The sequence below is a fragment of the Streptomyces sp. NPDC104814 genome (assembly GCF_055583185.1).
The window spans coordinates 504,292-525,630 of the sequence record NZ_JBVJOL010000002.1; the positions used below are offsets into that span (position 1 = coordinate 504,292).

18 protein-coding genes are annotated in these 21,339 nt (G+C 72.3%); 4 read left to right on the forward strand and 14 right to left on the reverse strand.

Annotation, left to right across the window (positions count from 1 at the left end; translation table 11 throughout):
- The first annotated feature begins 36 nt into the window (after window positions 1–36).
- Window positions 37–5,469 carry a pullulanase-type alpha-1,6-glucosidase gene (pulA, locus tag ACZ64A_RS10855; RefSeq protein ID WP_469809631.1) on the forward strand — a complete coding sequence of 1,811 codons (5,433 nt, stop codon included), beginning with the start codon at window positions 37–39 and terminating at the stop codon, window positions 5,467–5,469.
- A 133-nt stretch (window positions 5,470–5,602) separates the two neighbouring features.
- Window positions 5,603–5,959, forward strand: a complete 357-nt coding sequence (locus ACZ64A_RS10860) for a 5-carboxymethyl-2-hydroxymuconate Delta-isomerase (RefSeq protein WP_469809633.1) — start codon at window positions 5,603–5,605, stop codon at window positions 5,957–5,959.
- A gap of 6 nt (window positions 5,960–5,965) precedes the next feature.
- On the opposite strand, the gene ACZ64A_RS10865 is transcribed toward ACZ64A_RS10860, so the two are convergent.
- The 5 genes from ACZ64A_RS10865 to ACZ64A_RS10885 form a co-directional block, all read right to left on the reverse strand.
- Window positions 5,966–6,655 (reverse strand): TetR/AcrR family transcriptional regulator, encoded by a 690-nt coding sequence (locus ACZ64A_RS10865; RefSeq protein ID WP_469809634.1) that lies wholly within the window; start codon window positions 6,653–6,655, stop codon window positions 5,966–5,968.
- Between the two features lie 56 nt (window positions 6,656–6,711).
- The gene (locus ACZ64A_RS10870; protein WP_469809635.1) at window positions 6,712–7,749 is read right to left on the reverse strand and encodes a PDR/VanB family oxidoreductase; all 1,038 of its coding nucleotides are present in this window, start codon (window positions 7,747–7,749) and stop codon (window positions 6,712–6,714) included.
- Window positions 7,749–8,657: a metal-dependent hydrolase gene (locus ACZ64A_RS10875; RefSeq protein ID WP_469809636.1), complete on the reverse strand. Its 909-nt coding sequence runs from the start codon at window positions 8,655–8,657 to the stop codon at window positions 7,749–7,751. The genes ACZ64A_RS10870 and ACZ64A_RS10875 overlap by 1 nt, the downstream gene beginning before the upstream one ends.
- Window positions 8,658–8,786: 129 nt before the next feature.
- Window positions 8,787–10,706, reverse strand: a complete 1,920-nt coding sequence (locus ACZ64A_RS10880) for a hypothetical protein (RefSeq protein WP_469809637.1) — start codon at window positions 10,704–10,706, stop codon at window positions 8,787–8,789.
- Window positions 10,707–10,755: 49 nt separating this feature from the next.
- Window positions 10,756–11,307: a tetratricopeptide repeat protein gene (locus ACZ64A_RS10885; protein WP_469809639.1), complete on the reverse strand. Its 552-nt coding sequence runs from the start codon at window positions 11,305–11,307 to the stop codon at window positions 10,756–10,758.
- Window positions 11,308–11,373: 66 nt separating this feature from the next.
- On the opposite strand from ACZ64A_RS10885, the gene ACZ64A_RS10890 reads away from it, so the two are divergent.
- Window positions 11,374–11,787 (forward strand): hypothetical protein, encoded by a 414-nt coding sequence (locus ACZ64A_RS10890; protein WP_469809640.1) that lies wholly within the window; start codon window positions 11,374–11,376, stop codon window positions 11,785–11,787.
- 74 nt (window positions 11,788–11,861) lie between these two features.
- Here ACZ64A_RS10890 and ACZ64A_RS10895 read toward each other — a convergent pair whose 3' ends face one another.
- The 9 genes from ACZ64A_RS10895 to ACZ64A_RS10935 all read right to left on the reverse strand — a co-directional run bounded on the left by ACZ64A_RS10895 (window position 11,862) and on the right by ACZ64A_RS10935 (window position 20,385).
- Window positions 11,862–13,409 carry a DUF1996 domain-containing protein gene (locus ACZ64A_RS10895; RefSeq protein WP_469809641.1) on the reverse strand — a complete coding sequence of 516 codons (1,548 nt, stop codon included), beginning with the start codon at window positions 13,407–13,409 and terminating at the stop codon, window positions 11,862–11,864.
- Between the two features lie 130 nt (window positions 13,410–13,539).
- Complete coding sequence (locus ACZ64A_RS10900) at window positions 13,540–14,190, reverse strand: response regulator transcription factor (protein ID WP_469809643.1); 651 nt, start codon at window positions 14,188–14,190, stop codon at window positions 13,540–13,542.
- Window positions 14,175–15,443 (reverse strand): sensor histidine kinase, encoded by a 1,269-nt coding sequence (locus tag ACZ64A_RS10905; protein WP_469809644.1) that lies wholly within the window; start codon window positions 15,441–15,443, stop codon window positions 14,175–14,177. Before ACZ64A_RS10905 ends, ACZ64A_RS10900 begins: the two co-directional genes overlap by 16 nt.
- 95 nt (window positions 15,444–15,538) lie before the next feature.
- Window positions 15,539–16,564 carry an NAD-dependent epimerase/dehydratase family protein gene (locus ACZ64A_RS10910; RefSeq protein ID WP_469809646.1) on the reverse strand — a complete coding sequence of 342 codons (1,026 nt, stop codon included), beginning with the start codon at window positions 16,562–16,564 and terminating at the stop codon, window positions 15,539–15,541.
- A gap of 61 nt (window positions 16,565–16,625) precedes the next feature.
- A complete protein-coding gene (locus ACZ64A_RS10915) occupies window positions 16,626–17,249 on the reverse strand; it encodes a winged helix-turn-helix domain-containing protein (protein WP_469809647.1) in 624 nt (207 codons plus the stop codon).
- Window positions 17,250–17,376: 127 nt separating this feature from the next.
- The gene (locus tag ACZ64A_RS10920; RefSeq protein ID WP_469809648.1) at window positions 17,377–17,499 is read right to left on the reverse strand and encodes a hypothetical protein; all 123 of its coding nucleotides are present in this window, start codon (window positions 17,497–17,499) and stop codon (window positions 17,377–17,379) included.
- 100 nt (window positions 17,500–17,599) lie between these two features.
- A complete protein-coding gene (locus tag ACZ64A_RS10925) occupies window positions 17,600–18,517 on the reverse strand; it encodes a DUF6891 domain-containing protein (protein WP_469810163.1) in 918 nt (305 codons plus the stop codon).
- Window positions 18,518–18,644: 127 nt separating this feature from the next.
- Entirely contained in the window at window positions 18,645–19,676 is a 1,032-nt protein-coding gene (gene glnII, locus ACZ64A_RS10930; RefSeq protein ID WP_469809649.1) for a glutamine synthetase, read from the reverse strand.
- Window positions 19,677–19,938: 262 nt separating this feature from the next.
- Window positions 19,939–20,385, reverse strand: coding sequence for a MarR family transcriptional regulator (locus tag ACZ64A_RS10935; protein ID WP_469809651.1), 447 nt, complete (start codon window positions 20,383–20,385; stop codon window positions 19,939–19,941).
- Between the two features lie 69 nt (window positions 20,386–20,454).
- On the opposite strand from ACZ64A_RS10935, the gene ACZ64A_RS10940 reads away from it, so the two are divergent.
- A complete protein-coding gene (locus ACZ64A_RS10940) occupies window positions 20,455–21,333 on the forward strand; it encodes an alpha/beta fold hydrolase (protein WP_469810165.1) in 879 nt (292 codons plus the stop codon).
- Window positions 21,334–21,339 lie beyond the last annotated feature (6 nt).

The following is a 21,339-nucleotide window of genomic DNA, read 5'->3' on the forward strand; positions in this document are numbered from 1 at the left end:
ACCCGAACGAGCCGCAAGCACAAGGAGTTTCCGCCTGTGATACCGAGATGGCCGGCGCCCGGGACGCGCCGCAGTGCACGGGGAAGGCGGGGCGCGGCCGTCACCGCCGCCGCCCTCGCGGCCGCGTTGGTGCAGCCGCTCGCCGCCCACGCCGACGCCCCGCCCCCGCCGCCCTCCGACGCGGCGCTCGCCGCGCAGCCCGCCCGGCACGACGCCACCCGCGAGCAGTTCTACTTCGTCATGCCGGACCGCTTCGCCAACGGCGACACGGCCAACGACCGCGGCGGACTGACCGGTTCGCGCCTGGCCACCGGCTACGACCCCACCGACAAGGGCTTCTACCAGGGCGGCGACCTCAAGGGCCTCACTCAGCGCCTCGACTACATCAAGGGCCTGGGCACGACCGCCATCTGGATGGCGCCCATCTTCAAGAACCGGCCCGTGCAGGGCACCGGCGCTGGGGGTACCTCCCAGGCGTCAAGCACTGGGGGAGCCTCGGCCGGCTACCACGGTTACTGGATCACCGACTTCACCCAGGTCGACCCGCACTTCGGCACCAACCAGGACCTGAAGACCCTCATCGCCCGGGCCCACGCCAAGGGCATGAAGGTCTTCTTCGACGTCATCACCAACCACACCGCCGACCTCGTCGACTACGAGCCCGCGTCCTACGACTACCTTTCCAAGGGCGCCTTCCCGTACCTCACCAAGGACGGCCGCCCCTTCGACGACGCCGACTACGCGGCCGGCGGCAAGGGCTTCCCGGCCGTGGACGCCGGCTCCTTCCCGCGCACCCCGAAGGTCACCGCGAACGCCAAGGTCCCGGCCTGGCTCAACGACCCGACGATGTACCACAACCGGGGCGACTCGACCTACGCCGGCGAGTCCACCACCTACGGCGACTTCTCCGGCCTGGACGACCTGTGGACCGAGCGTCCCGAGGTCGTGCGCGGCATGGAGAAGATCTACGAGCGGTGGGTGAAGGACTTCGCCGTCGACGGCTTCCGCATCGACACCGTCAAGCACGTGAACATGGAGTTCTGGACCCAGTGGGCCACGGCACTGGACAAGTACGCCGCGGCGCACGGCCGTAAGGACTTCTTCATGTTCGGCGAGGTCTACTCCGCCGACACGTCCGTCACCGCGCCGTACGTCACCCAGGGCCGGCTGGACGCGACCCTCGACTTCCCCTTCCAGGACGCGGCCCGCTCGTACGCCTCGCAGGGCGGCAGCGCGCAGAAGCTCGCGAAGGTCTTCGCCGACGACTACCGGTACACGACCGACAAGGCCAACGCCTACGAGCAGGTCACCTTCCTCGGCAACCACGACATGGGCCGCATCGGGTCGTTCCTGAAGCAGGACAACCCCAAGGCCGGCGACGCCGAACTCCTCGCCAAGGACAGGCTCGCCAACGAGCTGATGTTCCTCTCCCGCGGCAACCCGGTCGTCTACTACGGCGACGAGCAGGGCTTCACCGGCGCCGGCGGCGACAAGGACGCCCGCCAGACGATGTTCGCCTCGAAGGTCGCCGACTACCTCGACGACGACGAGATCGGCACCGACCGCACCCACGCGAGCGACGCCTACGACACCTCCGCCCCGCTCTACCGGCAGATCAGCGCCCTCGCCGCCCTGCGCAGGGCCAACCCGGCCCTGACCGACGGCGTGCAGCAGGAGCGCTACGCGGCCGACGGGCCCGGCATCTACGCCTTCACCCGTACCGACGCCCGGACGGGCCAGGAGTACGTCGTCGCCTTCAACAACGCCGGCTCCGCGCGGACGGCGACCTTCGCGACCGGGTCGGCCGACATGGCGTACCGGGGCCTCTACGGCGCCGACGGGACGCTCACGACGGACGCGGACCACAAGCTCACCCTCACCGTGCCGGCCGGTTCCGCCGTCGTCTACAAGGCGGCCGGCAAGTTCGCCGCCCCGGCCACCCGGCCGTCGCTCACCCTGACGGCCCCGGCCCCGGGCGCCACGGGCACGGTGGACCTCACCGCCGACGTCACCGGCGGCGCGCTCGACCGCGTCGTCTTCGCCGCCCAGGTCGGCAACGCGAAGTGGCGGATCCTCGGCTCCGCCGACCACGCGCCGTACAAGGTCACCCAGGCCCTCGGCAAGGACGTCCCGGCCGGCACCGCCCTGCGCTACAAGGCCGTCGTGACCGACTCCGCCGGGCACACCGCGAGCGCCACGGCGAGCAGCACCACCGGCACCCCGCCCGCGCCCGAGGTGCCCACGGCCTCCTCCCGCGACTACGCGGTCGTGCACTACAAGCGCGCCGACGGCGACTACGCGAACTGGGGCCTGTACGCCTGGGGCGACCTCGCCGACGGCGAGGCGACCACCTGGCCGGCCGGCCACCCCTTCGTGGGCCGCGACGCCTACGGCGCCTTCGCCTACGTCAAGCTGAAGCCGGCCGCCTCGAACGTGGGCTTCCTGGTCGTCGACAAGGACGGCAACAAGGACGTCTCCGCCGACCGGAGCATCGACGTCACCAGGACGGGTGAGGTCTGGATCGAGCAGGGCGACGCCGATGTGCTGACCCAGCGGCCCGACTACCCGGCCCAGGACACCACCAAGGCGGTCCTGCACTACCACCGCGCCGACGGGAACTACGACGGCTGGGGCCTGCACGTCTGGACCGGCGCCGCGAACCCCACCGACTGGTCCAAGCCGCTGCAGCCGGTGCGCACCGACGCCTTCGGGGCCGTCTACGAGGTGCCGCTCGCGGCCGGTGCGACCAGCCTCGGCTACATCGTCCACAGGGGCGACGACAAGGACCTGCCCACCGACCAGTCCCTTGACCTGAAGGCCGACGGGCACGAGGTGTGGCTGCTCGCCGGGCAGGAGAAGCACCTGCTGCCGCAGCCGCAGGACTCCTCCGCCGCGCTCGACCTCACCACGTCCAAGGCGGTCTGGATCGACCGGGACACCGTCGCCTTCAACGGCTCCGACGCGGCCGCCTCCACCCAGCTGCTGTCCTCCCGCGACGGCTCGATCACCGTCAAGGACGGCACCCTGACCAGCGACGACGAGCGCTGGATCCGGCTGTCCCGGAGCACGCTGACCGACGCGCAGAAGGCGAAGTTCCCGCATCTGAAGGACTACACCGCCTGGTCCGTCGACCCGCGCGACCGCGACCGGGTGCGCGAGGCGCTGCAGGGACAGCTCGTCGTCTCGCAGCGCGCGGCCAACGGCGCCGTCCTGGCCGCGACCGGTGTACAGATCGCCGGCGTCCTGGACGACCTGTACCCGGGCGCGACCAAGGCCGCTCTCGGGCCGGTGTTCCGTCACGGGAAGCCGACGCTTGCCGTGTGGGCGCCCACCGCGCAGAGCGTGTCGCTGGAGCTGGACGGCTCGCTCAAGGCCATGCACCGCGACGCCGCGACCGGCGTCTGGTCGGTCACCGGCCCGGCCTCCTGGAAGAACAAGCCGTACCGGTACGTGGTGAAGGTGTGGGCGCCCAGCGTGCGCAAGGTCGTCACCAACCGGGTCACCGACCCGTACTCCGTCGCCCTCACCGCCGACTCCGCGCGCAGCGTCGTCGTCGACCTCGACGACCGGGCCCTCGCGCCGAAGGGCTGGTCGACCACGGCCAAGCCGAAGGCCGTGCCGCTGCGCGACGCGCAGATCCAGGAGCTGCACATCCGGGACTTCTCGGTGGAGGACCCTACCGTCCCCGCCAAGGACCGCGGCACCTACCGAGCGTTCGCGGACACCGGCAGCGACGGCTCGAAGCACCTGCGGGAGCTGGCCCGGGCCGGTACCTCCTACGTGCACCTGCTGCCCGCGTTCGACATCGCGACGATCCCCGAGAAGAAGGCCGACCAGGCCACCCCGGACTGTGACCTGCCCGCCCTGCCGGCCGACTCGGACAAGCAGCAGGAGTGCGTGGCGAAGAGCGCCGCGAAGGACGCCTACAACTGGGGCTACGACCCGTACCACTACACGGTCCCGGAGGGCTCCTACGCCACCGACCCCGACGGCACGGCCCGCACGGTCCAGTTCCGTGAGATGGTCCAGTCGCTCAACCGGGACGGGCTGCGCGTCGTCATGGACGTCGTCTACAACCACACGGCGGCCGCCGGCCAGGCGGACACCTCGGTGCTGGACAAGGTCGTGCCGGGCTACTACCAGCGGCTCATGGCCGACGGCTCGGTGGCCACCAGCACCTGCTGTGCCAACACCGCGCCCGAGAACGCCATGATGGGCAAGCTGGTCGTCGACTCGATCGTCACCTGGGCCAAGGAGTACAAGGTCGACGGCTTCCGCTTCGACCTCATGGGGCACCACCCGAAGGCCAACATCCTGGCGGTCCGCAAGGCGCTGGACGCGCTGACCGTCGCCAAGGACGGCGTCGACGGCAAGAAGATCATCCTGTACGGCGAGGGCTGGAACTTCGGCGAGGTCGCGAACGACGCCCGTTTCGTGCAGGCCACGCAGGCCAACATGGCGGGCACCGGCATCGCCACCTTCTCCGACCGCGCCCGGGACGCCGTGCGCGGCGGCAGCCCCTTCGACGCCGACCCCGGCGTCCAGGGCTTCGCGAGCGGCCTCTACACGGACCCGAACTCCTCCACCGCCAACGGCACTCCGGCCGAGCAGAAGGCCCGCCTGCTGCACGACCAGGACCTGATCAAGGTCGGCCTCTCCGGGAACCTGGCCGAGTACCGTTTCACGGACTCCGGCGGCAAGGAGGTCACCGGCGCCGGGATCGACTACAACGGCGCCCCCGCCGGGTACGCCGCCGACCCGGGCGACGCCCTCGCCTATGTCGACGCCCATGACAACGAGGCCCTCTTCGACGCGCTCGCCTACAAGCTGCCCGCCTCGACGAGCGCCGCCGACCGGGCCCGGACGCAGGTCCTGGCGATGGCCACGGCCACCCTGTCGCAGGGCCCGGCGCTCTCCCAGGCCGGCACCGACCTGCTGCGCTCGAAGTCGCTGGACCGCAACTCCTTCGACAGCGGCGACTGGTTCAACGCGATCCACTGGAACTGTGCCGACGGCAACGGCTTCGGACGTGGGCTGCCGCCGGCCGCGGACAACGCCTCCAAGTGGCCGTACGCCAAGCCGCTGCTGGGGACGGTCAGGGTCGGCTGCCCGCAGATCGACGGCGCGTCCGCCGCGTACCGGGACCTGCTGAAGATCCGGACGACCGAGCCGGACTTCTCCCTGGCGACCGCCGCGCAGGTGCAGTCCCGGCTCTCCTTCCCGCTGTCCGGGAAGGACGAGACGCCCGGTGTGATCACCATGCGCCTCGGTGACCTGGTCGTCGTCTTCAACGCGACGCCCGAGCGGCAGGAGCAGCGGATCGCCGGCCTCGCCGGGACGGGCTACGGGCTGCACCCGGTGCAGGCGGCGGGGGCCGACCCCGTGGTCAAGGGCGCGTCCTACCGGGCCGCGACCGGCACCTTCACGGTTCCGGCCCGCACGGTCGCGGTCTTCCGGCACCTGGACTGACCGGACGGACGGTGATCGCCTTCCGGCACGTGGACCGACCGGGGGGTGATCGCCTTCCGGCACGTGGACCGATCGGACGGTCGCGGTCGTCGCTCACTAGGCTGACCGCGACCGCCGTAGAACAGGAGTGCCCATGCCGCAGATCACCGTCGACTACTCCGAGCGCCTCGCAGACGCCTTCGACCGGCCCGGCTTCGCCCGGGCCGTGCACGAGGCGACGGTCGAGATCGCGGCCGCGAAGCCGCCGGCGTGCAAGACGCAGTTCCGCCGGACCGAGGACACCGTCGTCGGCCCGGACACCGAGGGCCATGCCATCGTGCACGTCACGATCGGCCTGCTGGCCGGCCGCACCGAGGAGACCAAGGCGCGCCTGGCCGAGCAGGTGCTCGAGCTGCTGCGGCAGCACGTGAAGCCCACCGAGGGCCTCGCGCTGCACGCCTCCGCGGAGGTCCGTGACCTCGACGCGTCGTACCGGAAGTACGACGCGTAGCGAGCTCTAGGCGGCGAGTGAGACGAGCCGGGTGACCAGGTCCGCGAAGGGCCCGTCGCCCGGCTCTTCCTTCAGCACCCGGCGCAGCAGCGCGGCCATCTCCTCGTCGTACGCCGCGCTCACCGCGAGGAGCGCGGCGAAGTCGTGCACGAGCTGCGTCTCCAGCTCCGCGCGCGGGATGCGCCGGCCGTCCAGCCAGATCAGCGCGGTGGACTCGGCCAGCGAGATCCAGGAGCGGATCACCAGCTCCAGACGGGCCGGAGGGTCCTCGACGCCCAGGTGCGACAGGATCTGGACATAGGCGGCCTGCCGTACGGAGTCGATGAGCGCGTTGGTCGTGGACGAGCCCACGGCCGGGCCCCCGCGCATCAGGGCGGAGAAGCCGGGGCCGTGGTCGTCGACGAAGTCGAAGAAGCGGGTCATCACCCGCAGCAGCCGGGCGCCCAGCGGTCCCTCGCGCGGCTCCACGAAACGGGCCGCCAGTTCGTCCGAGGCACGCTTCAACGCGGCCTCGTACAGGCTGAGTTTGCCGGGGAAGTAGTGGTAGACGAGCGGGCGTGAGATGCCCGCGGCCGACGCTATCTCGTCGATGGAGACCTCGTCGGGCGAGCGGCGGCTGAACAGCTCGAGGGCGACACCGATCAGCTGCTGCCGTCGTTCCTCGACGCCCATGCGGCGGCGTACCCCGGTAGTCATGCGAACACCTTACCGATCGGATCCGGCCGCCCACGGACCCGATCGGCCACGGACGTTCACATATCGAGCACCAGCCGGTCGCCGCGGGCCCGGGAGACACAGATCAGCATCGAGTCGTCGCGCTCCGCGTCCGTCAGCAGCTCGTCGCGGTGGTCCACCTCGCCCTCCAGCACCCGCTGCTGGCAGGTGCCGCAGAAACCCTGCTCGCAGGAGTAGGCGGTGTCGGGGAGTTCCGCGCGCACGGCGGCCAGCACGGTGGTGTCCTCGGACACGCTCACCACCCGTCCGCTGCGCCGCAGTTCGACCTCGAACGCGCCGCCGGAGGCCGTCCGCGGCGTGAACCGTTCCATGTGGACGTGCGGCACCCGCTCCTGCACCGCCGCCATCAGCCCCTCGGGTCCGCAGCAGTACACGGCCGTGTCCTCGGGCAGTTCGCCGAGCCAGGCGCCGAGGTCCGGCAGTCCGGCCTCGTTCTCGGCGACGACCCTCACGCGGTCACCGCCGAGTTTGACGAGCTCCTCCAGGAACGGCATCGAGGCCCGGCTGCGGCCGCAGTACAGCAGCCGCCAGTCGGCGTCCTCGGCGGTGAGCGCGCGCAGCATCGGCAGGACCGGGGTAATGCCGATGCCGCCGGCGACGAAGACATGACGCGCGGCCCTCGTCAGCGGGAACCGGTTGCGCGGGCCGCGGACCTCCAGCTCCATGCCCTCGCGCACCTGCTCGTGCACCTCGCGCGAGCCGCCCCGCCCGTCCTCCACCAGCCGCGTGGCCACCGTGTAGGAGGAGGTGTCCTCCGGGTCGCCGCACAGCGAGTACTGCCGGACCAGACCCGACGGCAGCACCAGGTCGAGATGGGCGCCGGGCTCCCAGCGCGGCAGGTCGTGCCCTTCCAGGCGGAGTTGGACGACCCCCTCGGCGATCGCCTCGTGCCCGGTCACCAGCAGCGTCAGCGCCCGTGACCGCGGCTGCCCGCTGATCGGCGTCTCCAGCGCGGGCATCGGCCACAGCGGCGAGCCCTGGATCCGGCGGCGCAGCGCGCGCCGGGCGAGCAGCGCGGCCCCGGCGACGGCCACGACGGTGCGCAGCTTCGGCATCAGGCGGTCCTCTTCTCTGCCGCGAGGGCTGCGGGGGAAGTGGCGAGGTAGGCGACGGCCTGCTCGGTGGAGCCCTCCTGGGAGGGGTGGTAGGTGCGGCTGAGATAGCGCGGGATGGACCTGAGCATGTCCTCGGTCGTCGGCAGCACCCCGCGCCGGCCGCGCACATGGAAGTCACGGAACGTGGGCTTGCCGTCCAGCACGGTCGGGTCGTTCTCCATGAAGAACCGCACCCCGCGCTGCCACAGGAACACCAGCGCCGTGAACGCGGTCGCCCAGGTCCGCGCGCGCCGCCGGTAGCTGCCGTCGACGTGGCTGAACAGGTCGAAGGCGACCGAGCGGTGCTCGACCTCCTCGGCGCCGTGCCAGCGCAGCAGGTCCAGCATCGTCGGGTCGGCGCCGCGCCGGTCCAGCTCCTCGGCATTGAGCACCCAGTCGCCGAGGAAGGCGGTGTAGTGCTCGATCGCCGCGATCAGCGCGACCCGCTCCATCAGCCACCAGCGGCGTGCCCGGCCCGGCGGCAGTGTGCGGTCGCCGAGCAGCTTCTCGAAGAACCAGTCGACCTGCGCGGTGTACGGCGTCGGGTCGAGCCCCTGCTCCCGCAGATGCGGCAGGACCTCGTCGTGGGCCTGGGAGTGCATCGCCTCCTGCCCGATGAACCCGATGACGTCCTCGCGCAGCCGCTCGTCCCGGATGTAGGGCAGCACCTGCTTGTAGACGTGCACGAACCACCGCTCCCCGGCCGGCAGCAGCAGATGCAGCACGTTGATGGTGTGCGTGGTGAACGGGTCCCCGGGCACCCAGTGCAGCGGCGTGTGCTCCCAGGAGAAGGACACCTTCCGGGCCTTGAGCGGCGTCCGCTCCGCCTCGACCGGCTGGGGGACCCGAGCGGCCTGCTTGTTAGACATGGCGTCAATGTACTGATGGGTAGGCCGAGGGGGAACCCCTCGCGCCCGACCTTGTTGACGCCACTGTCAGCAGTGAGCAGTGGTGAGCAGCAGTGAGCAGTAGTGAGCTGCCGTTGGCGGCAGTGGGTCCTAGTGCAGGCCGCCGATCTCCCGGCCGTCGTTCAGGGTGCCCTTCAGCTCGGCCTGGAGCCCCTGCTTGGCGCGCACCGCGAGGACATGGCCGTCCGCGCTCGCCCGCAGACCGCCCGTGGTGCGGATCGACGCCGTGTCCTTGCCACCCGCGGCGAGCAGGTACCAGGTCCCGGCCTGCGACTTCCACAGCACCCCGGCGAGCACCTGCGGATCGCGCGGCCCGCACGCCGGCACGTCCTCGGCCTTCGCCGCGACCGCCCCGTAGGTGCCGCCCGGGGTGTGGAACTGCGCCAGCACCCGCGCCCCGCCGCCCCGCCAGGTCTCCGCCCGCGTGCACACCCAGTCCGCGGTGCCGCCCGCGCCCGGCAGCTTCTGCTCGGCGTACGCCCACGCGTTCACGGAGCTGACGCCCTGCGAGCGCACCGCGCCCAGCGAGCAGGCGTACGGCGCCCACGCGCGCAGGCTCTCGGCGCCGGACACCTCGCGCTCCTTGCCGGGGTGGCCGACGGTGAGGCGGGCAGGCATGAGTTCACCGAGGTCGGTCAGGGCGTGCGTGCCGCTGTCGTCGGTGACCTGCAGGGCGTTCCACGACGTGCACGGGCCGGTCTTCGTCGCCGGGCTGGCCATCGGCGAGGTGATCCCGTCGGTCAGCGTCAGCTCCGACGTGCCGGCGGCCGGCTTCATCAGGTTCCGCTGGGCCGCCTTCGTCACCCATGGGGCGGTCAGATACCGGACGTTGCCGTCGGCACGGCCCAGCACCACCGCGTCCGCGCCGGTGCCGCTCGCGCCGTCCGCGCGGGCGAAGTCCAGCGCCGCGCCCTGGGTGCCGTCCTTCGGCTCGGCGTAGCGGGCGATGCGCAGCCCGTCGTACAGGATCACCACGTGCGCGTTGTCGACGGTGCCCGCGTACAGCAGCTGCGGCGGGCCGGCCGGGCCGCCGGACGGTGTGCCGGGCGTCGCCGAGACACGGACCGTCTCGCCGGGACGGGCCCACACGGCCAGGGCGCGGCGCAGCAGCGAGGTGTCACCGGTGAGGTCGCCGCGCGCCGGCCACACCGAGAAGTCGGTGCGCGACGCCGTCTTCCACGCGCTCGGCGTGGCCCTCACCAGCCGGCCGGGGTCGAGGGCGGCCTCGGCGGCCGGGTTCTGCGCGTACGCCGGGGCGGCCGCGCCCTCCGGCCCCCAGCCGCCGCCGGGCAGCGCCACCAGCGCGCCGCACACGGCGAGGGCCGCGGCGGCGGCGAGCGCGGCCCTGGCGTGCTGGCGCCGGCGCATCAGATCGGTCGGCCGGGCCTGCAGCGAGCACGGGTCGAACTCGGGCGAGGCCAGCAGCCCGTACTGCGCGGGTACCTCGTCGGCCTCCCGCAGCGCCGCACCGGCGTCCTCGACCCCGGCCGCCGCCAGGACACGGCGCACCTCGTCGTCGGACAGCTGCTCGAGGCCGCGCAGCGCGTAGGCGGCACGCGCCGGGGCGTCCAGCGCCGACAGCCGCTGGTCCAGGGCGAGTTCGTCGGCGCCGCCCGAGCGCGGGAACAGGCGCAGGCCCCACACCTGCGGCAGCAGCGGCGGCAGCTGGGCCCGCCTGAGCCGGCCGCGGAGCCCGAGCGGCAGCCCCGCCTCCAGCGCCGCGCGCAGCACCCGCAGCCGGACGAAGGCGTACCCCGGGTCACCGTCGCGCCCCGCGGACTGGGCCGGGATGGCGGCCGTGGCGGCCTTGCCGCGGGGCAGGGCGCGCTGGGCGAGGGCGTGGGCGGTCAGGACGCGCCGGCCGCGGCCGAGGTCGGGCGGCAGCACCAGATAGGCGAGCCGCACGAGCCGCGGGTAGTGCTCGACGAGCGCGGCCTCGGCCTGCTCGACGCCGACGACCGGGCCGGCGGGGGACGATGAGGGGCGCGGGGCGACATCCTGTGACTGCACGTTCAGCAGAACGAGCGAATCGGCGGATGGTCACCGCCGCCCGGGTGACTCAGTCCTGCGGCTCCACGAGCAGGCGGGCGTAGTTCGCCATCGACCGCTGGTAGCGCGGCAGATGCGGAGCCAGCGCGCCCAGCACCAGTGACAGGCCCTCACGGTCACGGCCGAGGGCGGACAGGCACAGCGCGAGCGTGGCGCGTACCGCGTCGTCCAACTCGTCGGAGGGGGCGTCCAGTTCGGGCGTCAGCAGCTTGACGCCCTCCTCCGGCCGGCCGGTGTTGCGCAGGGACGAGGCCAGCTGGATCTTCGCCCGCCGGCCCCGGTATCCGTCCAGGCCGCGCGCCAGCGCCTCCCGGTACAGCGGAACGGCGTTGCCGGAGTGGCCCGTCGAGTCGAAGGCGCAGGCCCGCTCGAAGGGGCCCAGCGGGCTGTCCTCGGGCAGCTCGGCGACGAGGGCGTCGATCCGGGCGCGGAACTCGGCGGCCCGCTCCTCGGGGTAGTCGTCCAAGGCGGCCCAGGCCGCGGTCATCCGGTCTTCCCAGTCCTGGTTCACCGGCCCACTCTCGCACAGGGGTACGGATCGGTGACAGCAGGGCGGACGCATTGAGCGCGCGGCCCGCGGCAGCCGTATCGACAGGCGTCCCGCACCGCCCGGACCCGGAGGAAACACATGAGGCTGACCCGACCGATGCTCGCCGTGACCGGTGCCCTGGCCGCGCTGGCGGTCGCGGGCTGCGGCGCCGGCGGCGGCCACGACGACGCCGTACCGCCGACGGCCACCGGCAGTCTGGAGCACCTGGCCGCCGAGGCGAAGTGCCGGCCGGACATGCAGACGGACGCCGACGAGATCCGCCAGGCCATCTGCACGACCACGGACGGGAAGTTCGTGCTGGCCACCTTCGCCACCGACCGCGGGCAGCGGGAGTGGATCAACGAGGCGAAGGACTACGGCGGTCACTACCTCGTCGGCCGCAAGTGGGTCGCCGTCGGCGACGACGGGGTGGTCGGCGCGCTGCGCTCCACGCTGGGCGGCACCATCGAGCAGGGCAAGCAGCACGGGGGAGCGCACTCCGGTCACCACTGACCGGGTGCACGGCATACGAAAGCCGGCGGTGGGGGAGGGGCACCGCCGGCTTTCGCATGTGGGGGGTCAGGGGGTCACTGGCACTTCTGTCCCCGGTTGATGCAGTTCGCGATCTTGCTGTTGAGGTTGCCGGTCATCACGTTGATGAAGTCGTCGTGGTCCGTGATCGCCTTGTGCAACTGCTCCGGGAAGCCGTCGACCGCGTAGGCGTTCTTCACCTGGCCGTTGCTGATCACCGGCGCCGGAACGTCGTACACCAGGCGCATGGTCAGCTGCGGGATCGCCTTGAAGCCGTTCTGGCAGCGGCCGTTCGCGTCGGCGAAGGCCACATGGGTGCGGTGGTTGGCGCTGTCGATGTTCTGGCCGTCCCAGCAGGACTGGAAGGCGAACGTGCGCACCACACTGCTGCCGGCGGGGCAGATCGGGTACTTGTCGGTGAGCTGGACCTTGTTCTCGAAGCCGGTGCAGCTCCAGTGCGCGTTGGCGTTGCCGGGGCCGTTGGTGAAGGCCTTGGCGTCACCGGTGATGATCCGCAGGAACTGCGGCATCGCGACGACCTTGCTCATCGGGTTGCCGACGAACTTGATCTGCGCCTGCTTGGCGACCAGGATCTTGCCGACGTTGCCCTCCTTCCCGCCGCCGTCGTTGTTCTGGTCGAAGTCCTGCGTGCCGTCCTGCACCCGCACCACCGGCCAGTAGTACGACGACTTGTCCTGCTGGTTCTGGCAGGTCGTCTCGGCCGCGGCGAAGGTGCCGTTGTTGGCGAAGGCGTCGTTCGACTGGTTGCCGACGTAGTCGTGCAGGTGGTGCGCGCCGTTCTTGACGCCCGGCGCCACGATCACGTTGTCCGTGTTGTGGTTGCCGTTGGCGTTCACCCCGCAGCGGGTGGTGAAGGTGCCGACGGAGGCGTTGCGCATTCTGCGGGGCTTGGCGGGGACGTTCGGCTGCACCTTGGTGATGTCGACGAAGTCCGCGGCGGAGGGACCGTTGCCGGCCTGGCCACCGCTGTTCTGGCCACCCTGCTGGCCGTTGTTCTGACCGCCGTTGTTCTGGCCGCCCTGCTGCTGGCCTCCGTTGTTCTGGCCGCCCTGCTGCTGGCCGCCGTTCATCTGGCCGCCGTTGTTCTGGCCGCCGGTCGTCTGCGGCGGGTCGGCGGGGCTGGCCGTGCAGGAGGCGAGGTCGTCCAGGCGGCCGGGGGCGTTGCCGCCGACCCGGTTGATCTCCAGCTGGATGCGGTCGATGATCGCCGCCCGCCGGTCCTTCAGCGGCTGGAGGATGGAGTTCTGCACGAAGCTCGCGTCGCGGGTCTGTGCGTCACGGGTCGTCGCCAGCCGCTGGTAGGCGTCGGTGATCTGGCGGTCCAGGTTCGCCAGTTCACCGTCCACCTCGGTGCGCGCCTGCCCCGGCACGTCCGTGAGCTGCTGACCGACGTCCGGGCAGGAGATCGTCGCCACCTGGGCGGACGCCGCCTTGGTGCGGTTGCCCCAGGAGTCGTGCGACTCGTGGGCCGACGCGTAGAAGTTCGCCCAGACCAGCCCGCCCCCGCCGAGCGCTAGGGCCGCCGATGCGGCTATGGCCTTGCCGGCCATGGACGAGCGGCGTTTTCGTGTGTTGCGTGCCATGGAACTCCTCTGACTTCCGTGCGGGCTTCCGGGGCGGCAGCGAGGCGCCCGAGGGGTGAAGCGGCGCCCATGGATACGCAGGAGGCTCCCGAGGCGTTCAAAACCCGTGAGGATTCAGTGGAGTTGCAGATCAGCGGCCGTCGAGAAACGCCAGCACGGCCAGCACCCGCCGGTTGTCGTCGTCCGACACCTCCAGGCCCAGCTTGGTGAAGATGTTGGCGGTGTGCTTGGCGATCGCCCGTTCCGTCACCACGAGCCTGGCGGCGATCGCCGTGTTGCTCCGGCCCTGCGCCATCAGCTCCAGCACCTCCAGCTCACGCGGCGTGAGCCGGGCCAGCGGCCGGTCCTCGCCCGCCCCGCGCGCCAGCAACTGCTGGATGACCTGCGGATCCATCGCCGTACCTCCCGCCGCGACCCGCCGTACGGCGTCCACGAACTGCTCCGCGTCGAACACCCGGTCCTTGAGCAGATAACCCACCCCGCCGCTGCCGTCCGCGAGCAGCTCCCGCGCGTACAGCTGCTCCACGTGCTGCGAGAGCACCAGCACCGGCAGCCCCGGCCGGTGTGTGCGCGCCTGGAGCGCGCACTGCAGGCCCTCGTCGGTGTGCGTCGGCGGCAGCCGTACGTCGACCACGGCCACGTCCGGCTGCTGTTCCCGCAGCGCCGTGGTCAGCTCGGGGCCGGACTCGACGGCCGCGACGACGTCGAAGCCGTGCGCCTGAAGCAGCCGGACCAGTCCGTCGCGCAGCAGGAACAGGTCTTCGGCTAGGACAACGCGCACGGAATCTCCAGGGACACCAGGGTGGGACCGCCCACCGGGGAGCTGACGGCCAGAACGCCGTCGAATGTACCCAGCCGCCGCTCCACCCCGGCCAGCCCCGACCCGGCACCGATCACCGCCCCGCCCTTCCCGTCGTCGGTGACCGTGACGCGCAGCCGCCCGTCGGCGTGGTGCAGGTCGACCCAGACCCGGCCGGCGCCGGAGTGCTTGACCGCGTTGGTGAGCAGCTCGCTCACGGCGAAGTACGCCGCCGACTCCACCGGTGCCTGTGCTCGCCCCGGCAGATCCACGCTCACCTCGGTGCCGACCGGCAGCCGCAGCGCCAGCGCCCGTACGGCGTCGCCCAGACCGCGCTCGGCGAGGACCGGCGGGTGGATGCCGCGCACCAGGTCGCGCAGTTCGCCCAGGGCCGCGAGCGAGTTGTTCCGGGCCTGTGCGAGCAACTGCCGGGCCTGCTCCGGATCCTTGTCGAGCAGCATCTCGATCGTGCCGAGGTCCATGCCCATCGCCACCAGCCGGGCCTGCGCCCCGTCGTGCAGGTCGCGTTCGATGCGGCGCAGCTCCGCGGCGGAGGCGTCGACGGCGTCCCGGCGGGTCTCGGTGAGCTTCTCCACACGGCGGGCGAGCTGCGCTTCGGGGGAGGGCGCGAGATGGGCGCGGCCGATACGGAAGTGGGCGCGGATCAGCGCCGGGTTGTAGCGCAGCGCGAGGGCGAGCCAGCCGCAGCCGACCAGAGCCGCGGCGAGCGCGGTGCGCCAGCCGGTGACCGGGATGAACGTGTACCACCAGTCGTCGGACAGCGCCACGATCGGCCGCCACAGGCCCGCCCCGATCAGGATGCCGAACAGCCCCTCGGCGATCATCGCCGGCGCGAGCGAGGCGACCGCCGCGCCGGCGAGGGCGTCCACGGACAGCCAGCGCAGGTCCTGCCAGGTCGCCGGGTCCCGCAGCAGTGCCTGGGTGAGCCCGGCCCGGCCGAGGACCCCGGCACCGGCCGACGCGGGAAGCGGACGGTAGGGGGCCGGTATGTCCATGCCCGCCCAGCGCGCGGCCAGCTCCCGCCGGCGCTGGGCGTGTCCGCGCACCATCCGCAGTACGGAGGGAGTGGTGAGCGCCCCCAGCCCGAGGGGGATGAAGGAGAGGGACAGCAGGGCGAGGACGGACAGGCCGATCGAGGCGGTCCAGCCCATCGTCGACAGTGCGGCGCCCCTTGCCCCCGCCACCAGTGCGTTCCGTATCCGCGTCCTCGTCATGGCCCCCCGCCTTCGCTTCGTCTCGCCTGCGTCGCTCGTCGCGGGGAACAGTCTCGCCGAGCGTGCGCGGTGTCCGCACAGGGCCGGGCACCCCGTCAGGGGGTGGTGCCGGATACACCCCCGCCGAGTCCCAGCACCTTCGCCTCGACCTCCGGGTCGAGCCCCTTGGCCGTGCGGTCCGCCCGCATCGGTGCCGTGCCGCCGAGTGCGCACAGCCAGTGCCAGGTATCGGCGACGGTCTCCTCGACGGGACGGCAGCGCAGGCCCGTGGCGAGGGCCCGGGAGACGTCCGCGCGGTGCAGCGCGTCGTGCAGGTCACTGCCCGGCGGCACCCACACCGGCAGCTGCACCCACGGCTCGATGCCCGCGTCGAGGATCGTCCGCGGGTCGGTCCAGCGCAGCTCGGCCGGTCCCGAGGTGACCCGGACACAGGACTCCAGCAACGCGCCCATGGTGGCGTGCCCCGAGGGGCTGATCAGGTTGTACGGCCCGCTCAGCTCCTGCTCCACGGCCCCGAGCGTCCACTCGGCGAGGTCACGGGCGTCGACGAACTGCAGCGGCAGGTCCCGGGGTCCGGGCGCGAGTACGGGGCCGCCCCGGGCGATCCGGTTCAGCCACCAGGGCAGCCGGCCGACGTTCTCGTACGGTCCGAGGATCAGCCCGGCCCGTACCAGCAGCGAGTGGTCCGCGCCGAACTCCGCGACGGCCGCCAGCTCCCCGCCGCGTTTGTCGCGTCCGTAGTCGGTGTGGCCGGCGTCGGGAAAGGCGCCGTCGACGAGCGGCGCGTCCTCGCCGTACCCGGCCGGGCGCGGCCAGGTGTACACCGAGCAGCTGGAGACGTACACATACCGTCCGGCGCGCTCCCGCAGCAGCCCTGCCGACTCCCGTACCGCGCGGGGGGCCGCCGACCAGGTGTCGACGACGGCGTCCCAGCGTTCGCCGGAGCCGGCCAGGGCCGCGAGGCCGCCGTCGGCGGTGCGGTCGCCGTGCAGCGACCGCACCCCGGGCGCGGCCGCATGCCGCCCCCGGTGGAAGACGGTCACCTCCCAGCCCCGGACGAGGGCCGCCTCGACCACGGCCCGCCCCACGAACTCCGTTCCGCCCAGCACCAGAAGTCTCATGCCGGTGACTGTGCCGGAGCCGGCCGCGGGACGGAACCGTGTTCTGCTCCCGGCAGAGGGGTCAGCGGCCGGCCGGCGGCGCGTACTTGTAGCCGACGCGGCGCACCGTCTGGATCGCCTTGCGGTGCTCGGCGCCCAGCTTGCGGCGCAGCCGGGCGACATGGACGTCGACGGTGCGGCCGTCGCCCACGTGGCCGTACCCCCACACGGTGGTGACCAGCTGGTCGCGGGTGTGCACCCGGTGCGGGTTCGCCACCAGATGGGCAAGCAGCTCGAACTCCAGGTAGGTCAGGTCGAGTTGACGCCCGCCTACCCAGGCGGTGCGCTGCACGGTGTCGATCCGTACGAGCGGCTCTTCCAGGGCCGTGCCGAGCGGGTCCGGAACGGGCCGGCCCGCCTGCTCCGGCACGGGCCCGCCTGCCTGGCCGGGCCGGTCCGGCACGGCCACCGGCAGGAACGGCGGCTGCTGGTCGGCGGGGACGAGCACCAGGTAGCCGACCATCGGCGGCCGGCCGGGCAGCGTGGGCAGGGTGTGCTGGGGCGCCGGCAGCCAGGTGGCACCGGGCGGCAGGAAGTCCGCCACGTCGACCACCTCGTCCCGGTCGACGGCGCGCAACCGGTGACGGGCGGCGGCCGGGGCCGGAGCGGGCAGGGTGGCGGTGCTGAGGGAACGAGTGGTCGCCATGAGAGGTCAGCTCTTTCGCGCGAGAAGTTCGTCGTTCGTCGGACAGGTCGACGGCGGCGACTCGTGGTCGCGGCGCGTCGGGGGACGTACGGCTTGTCGCGCCGGCCGAAGGCCGGGGGTTACGGCTTTAGAGGGCCGGCGCGTTCGTCGCGCGGCAACACACCCGGTCGAAGTCGTGGTGCTGACGGGAGGGCCAGAAGGGCTCGAGGTCCTGGCGACCTGTCGCGGAGTACTTCTGGAAGCTGGCCATGGACTTATTGAAGCAGACGTGAGCCGTTAACAGGAGTCCTCCTCTCACTCTGTGGACACCCTCCCGTCCGCGAGCCGCCCCGGCCCCGCCCCGGCACACCTCACCCGACCAGGCGTTTACGCCAGTCCAGGGGTATGACGGTGACCGAACGGCCCGGATCGCCGTCCCACTGGGTGGACAACCCGGCCGCCGCGAGCGCCGTGACGACCTCCCGCCCGACGGCCGCCGTGGTCTCCTCGGAACCGTCGAACCCGCCGTAGTGCAGCGTCAGTCCGTGGCCCTCGGCGGCGGCGCGGGTCGCCTGGTGGTGGAAGAACACGAAGCCCCGGGTCGTCTCCGGGTCCCGCACCTCGCCGCCGATCTCCGCCATGCCGCAGCCGTGACAGCAGGTGAAGTCCTCCCGGGCGACCACCCCGGCCCGCTCCAGCGCGGCGAACGCCTCCGTCAGACGGTCCGGATCCGTCGGGCCGTCCCAGCTCTCCTGCTCCGACACCCGCTCCAGCCACAGCCGCTCGACCATCTCGCGCGCCTGGACGGCGGAGACGGCGTCCTCCATGAGGTACACGGTCTCCTCCACGAGGCGCTCGATGCCCAGATAACCGTCGCGGAGCATCTCCCGCACATGGTCCTCGGCCTCGGCCGCCACCTGCTCGTCGAGCGGCGGCACCTCTACGCTGGGCGGCAGCTCGACCGGCTCCCACTCCACGCCCGCGTCCCAGCCGGGCTCCTGGCGCGCCCAGCCGGTCAGCAGCCCGGCCACCCGCTCCGGGTCCGTCAGCTCCGCGCCGAAGAACTCGTCCTCCCCGCGCCGGTGTTCCAGCCGCCAGTCCCCGCCGCCCTCGCGCCACACCTGCGCGAAGACCAGCGGCAGGTCCGGCACCCGCTGCACGACGATCCAGTGGTCGCCCGGTGCGCCGATGCGGTGCACCAGATCCCGCAGGACCTCCGCGGACGGCCGCAGATATGTGTCCCCGTACTCCGTCTCGGCCTTGACGTCCAGAACCCCGTGCAGCTCCATGTCCCCGCCGGTCTCCTTGCCCCCGTCGATCTCCATGTCCTCACGATGACATGCGCCACTGACAACGCGAGGGGCGTCCACCTGACGGTGGACGCCCCTCGCGCGAAGACGGGTGGACCGGACGGGATCAGACCTGGCCGGCCTTCTCCAGCGCCGAGCAGCAGGTGTCGACGATCAGCCGGGTCACGACGTACGGGTCGACGTTGGCGTTGGGACGGCGGTCCTCGATGTAGCCCTTGCCGTCCTTCTCGACCTGCCACGGGATGCGGACCGAGGCGCCGCGGTCGGAGACGCCGTAGGAGTACTTGTCCCACGGGGCGGTCTCGTGCAGGCCGGTGAGGCGGGCGTCGATGCCGGCGCCGTAGTTCTTGACGTGGTCGAGCGGCTTGGAGCCCTCGCCGAGCGACTCACAGGCGGTGATGATCGCGTCGTAGCCCTCGCGCATCGCCTTGGTGGAGAAGTTGGTGTGCGCGCCCGCGCCGTTCCAGTCGCCCTTGACCGGCTTGGGGTCGAGGGTGGCGGCGATGCCGAAGTCCTCCGCGGTGCGGTACAGCAGCCACCGGGCCACCCACATCTGGTCGGAGACCTCCAGCGGGGCGAGCGGGCCGACCTGGAACTCCCACTGGCCCGGCATGACCTCGGCGTTGATGCCGGAGATGCCGAGGCCCGCCTTCAGGCAGTTGTCCAGGTGCGCCTCGACGACGTCACGGCCGAAGATCTCGTCGGAGCCGACACCGCAGTAGTAGCCGCCCTGCGGGGCCGGGAAGCCGCCCTTGGGGAAGCCGAGCGGGTAGCCGTCCTTGAAGAAGGTGTACTCCTGCTCGATGCCGAAGATCGGCTCCTGCGCACCGAACCGCTCCTCGACCTCGGCGAGCAGGGCACGCGTGTTGCTCGGGTGCGGGGTCATGTCCGTGTCCAGGACCTCGCACAGCACCAGGATGTCGTCGCCGCCGCGGATCGGGTCGGGGCAGCTGAAGACCGGCCGCAGCACGCAGTCCGAGGAGTGGCCCTCGGCCTGGTTGGTGGAGGACCCGTCGAAGCCCCACAGCGGCAGCGCCTCCAGGCCGGCGGGGGCACCCGTGATGATCTTCGTCTTGGAACGGAGCTTGGCCGTCGGCTCGGTGCCGTCGATCCAGATGTACTCAGCCTTGAAGGTCATCGGGGCCACATCCTTAACGTGGGTCTGGCGCACTGCGGGTGCTGCGGCGCTGCGGCACTGGGCGCCGCGGTGGATGTCGGCAGACTGCCAACAGGCGATTTCCCGTCCATTGCTCGTATGTGAACCCCGTGTTACCTGGGGGTGGTGTGGCGCGTCTCACGTCGCCGTGCGGGCGGCTGTGAGGAGCGGTGTGACGGGTGCCGGCCGCGCCGGATTCGTATGCGATGCGGTTCGGGCGACCCGGGCGGGCCCCGCCCGCGGCTCAGGAGTCGCCGGCCGCCGCGTCCCGCACCCCCGTCAGGAAGTCGCGGATCGCCGCCCGCTCCCGGTCGTCGTAGCGTGCCAGCAGGCCGACCGTCCGGCCGATGAGCGGTCCGAAGAAGTCCTCGCCCAGCCGTACGGCCGACTCGTCCACCTCGACGACCACCGTCCGCCGGTCCACCCGGCCCCGCGTCCGTCGCACGTGCCCGGCGCCCTCCAGCCGGTCGACGAGGGCCGTCGTCCCGGCCGAGTTCAGTCCCAGCTCGGCGCCGAGCCGGCCGGCCGTCATCTCCTCGCCCGCCCGCCGGGCGTCCATCAGCGCGATCAGGGCCCGCACATCGGTCGGGTGCATGCCGTTGCGCTGGGCGAAGCGGGCACTGTGCAGCCCCAGCTCGACCGCCACCGCGCGCAGCAGATGGACGATCTCCCTCTCCGGTTCCTGGGACACCCCGGCCGCCTTCCGCTATCGTCTCGACCAACAAGAATCTTGCTCAGCGAGATAATAGGGGGTGTGGCGATGAGCGGCCGGTTCGACCCGGACGATTTCCGGGCGGCGTACGACAAGGTCATGGCGAAATGGCCGGCGGAACGGGAGACGGTCCTCGTGCCCACCCCGTACGGCACGGCCCACGTCAACGCCTGCGGACCGCGTGACGCGCCCCCGCTGCTGCTCCTGCCCGGCGGCGGGGGAGCGACGTCGGCCTCCTGGTACGCCCAGGCCGCCGAACTGGCCCGTATCCGGCGGGTCTACGCCGTCGACCTGCCCGGCGTCCCCGGCCGCAGCGAGGTGTCCGCGAAGCACCGCCCCCGCACGGCCGCCGACCTGTGCGACTGGCTCGAGGCACTGCTGGACGGCCTCGGCGCCGGCCCCGCCACCGACCTCGGCGCGCACTCCTACGGCGCCTTCGTCGCCCTGCACTTCGCGCTGCGCTCGCCGCAGCGGGTACGCCGCCTGTTCCTCCTGGACCCGACCCAGTGCTTCGCCGGGTTCAAGGCGGCGTACCTGCTGCACGCGCTGCCGATGCTGCTGCGCCCCGCCCCCCACCGCACCCGGGCCTTCCTGGCCTGGGAGACGTCGGGAGCGCGGCTGGACGCCGACTGGCTGCGGTTGCAGGAGGCGGCCACCGGCTTCCCCTCCGTCAAACCGGTGACCGGTCCCCGCCCCACGCCGCAGGCGCTGCGGGACCTGGACGTGCCGGTCCTGCTGCTCGTGGCCGCGAACAGCAGGACCCACGACCCGCACGAGGTGGCGGCCAGGGCCCGGGAGCTGCTGCCGCGGGCGGACGTGGAGGTCGTACCGGACGTCTCCCACCACGCGCTGCCGCACGCAGCGCCCATGGACCTGGGCCGCCGCCTCGGCGGTTTCCTCAGCGGCCGGAGCGACGGCGGCCACTGAGGCGAT

Coding starts and splice junctions, on each gene's coding strand:
- ACZ64A_RS10920 (WP_469809648.1), bottom strand. CDS start 17,499: ATGGCCAGCTTCCAGAAGTACTCCGCGACAGGTCGCCAGGACCTCGAG.
- ACZ64A_RS10915 (WP_469809647.1), bottom strand. CDS start 17,249: ATGGCGACCACTCGTTCCCTCAGCACCGCCACCCTGCCCGCTCCGGCC.
- ACZ64A_RS10895 (WP_469809641.1), bottom strand. CDS start 13,409: ATGGCACGCAACACACGAAAACGCCGCTCGTCCATGGCCGGCAAGGCC.
- ACZ64A_RS10860 (WP_469809633.1), top strand. CDS start 5,603: ATGCCGCAGATCACCGTCGACTACTCCGAGCGCCTCGCAGACGCCTTC.
- ACZ64A_RS10870 (WP_469809635.1), bottom strand. CDS start 7,749: ATGCCGAAGCTGCGCACCGTCGTGGCCGTCGCCGGGGCCGCGCTGCTC.
- ACZ64A_RS10885 (WP_469809639.1), bottom strand. CDS start 11,307: ATGCGTCCGCCCTGCTGTCACCGATCCGTACCCCTGTGCGAGAGTGGG.
- glnII (WP_469809649.1), bottom strand. CDS start 19,676: ATGACCTTCAAGGCTGAGTACATCTGGATCGACGGCACCGAGCCGACG.
- ACZ64A_RS10905 (WP_469809644.1), bottom strand. CDS start 15,443: ATGACGAGGACGCGGATACGGAACGCACTGGTGGCGGGGGCAAGGGGC.
- ACZ64A_RS10865 (WP_469809634.1), bottom strand. CDS start 6,655: ATGACTACCGGGGTACGCCGCCGCATGGGCGTCGAGGAACGACGGCAG.
- ACZ64A_RS10940 (WP_469810165.1), top strand. CDS start 20,455: ATGAGCGGCCGGTTCGACCCGGACGATTTCCGGGCGGCGTACGACAAG.
- ACZ64A_RS10890 (WP_469809640.1), top strand. CDS start 11,374: ATGAGGCTGACCCGACCGATGCTCGCCGTGACCGGTGCCCTGGCCGCG.
- ACZ64A_RS10910 (WP_469809646.1), bottom strand. CDS start 16,564: ATGAGACTTCTGGTGCTGGGCGGAACGGAGTTCGTGGGGCGGGCCGTG.
- ACZ64A_RS10925 (WP_469810163.1), bottom strand. CDS start 18,517: ATGGAGCTGCACGGGGTTCTGGACGTCAAGGCCGAGACGGAGTACGGG.
- ACZ64A_RS10875 (WP_469809636.1), bottom strand. CDS start 8,657: ATGTCTAACAAGCAGGCCGCTCGGGTCCCCCAGCCGGTCGAGGCGGAG.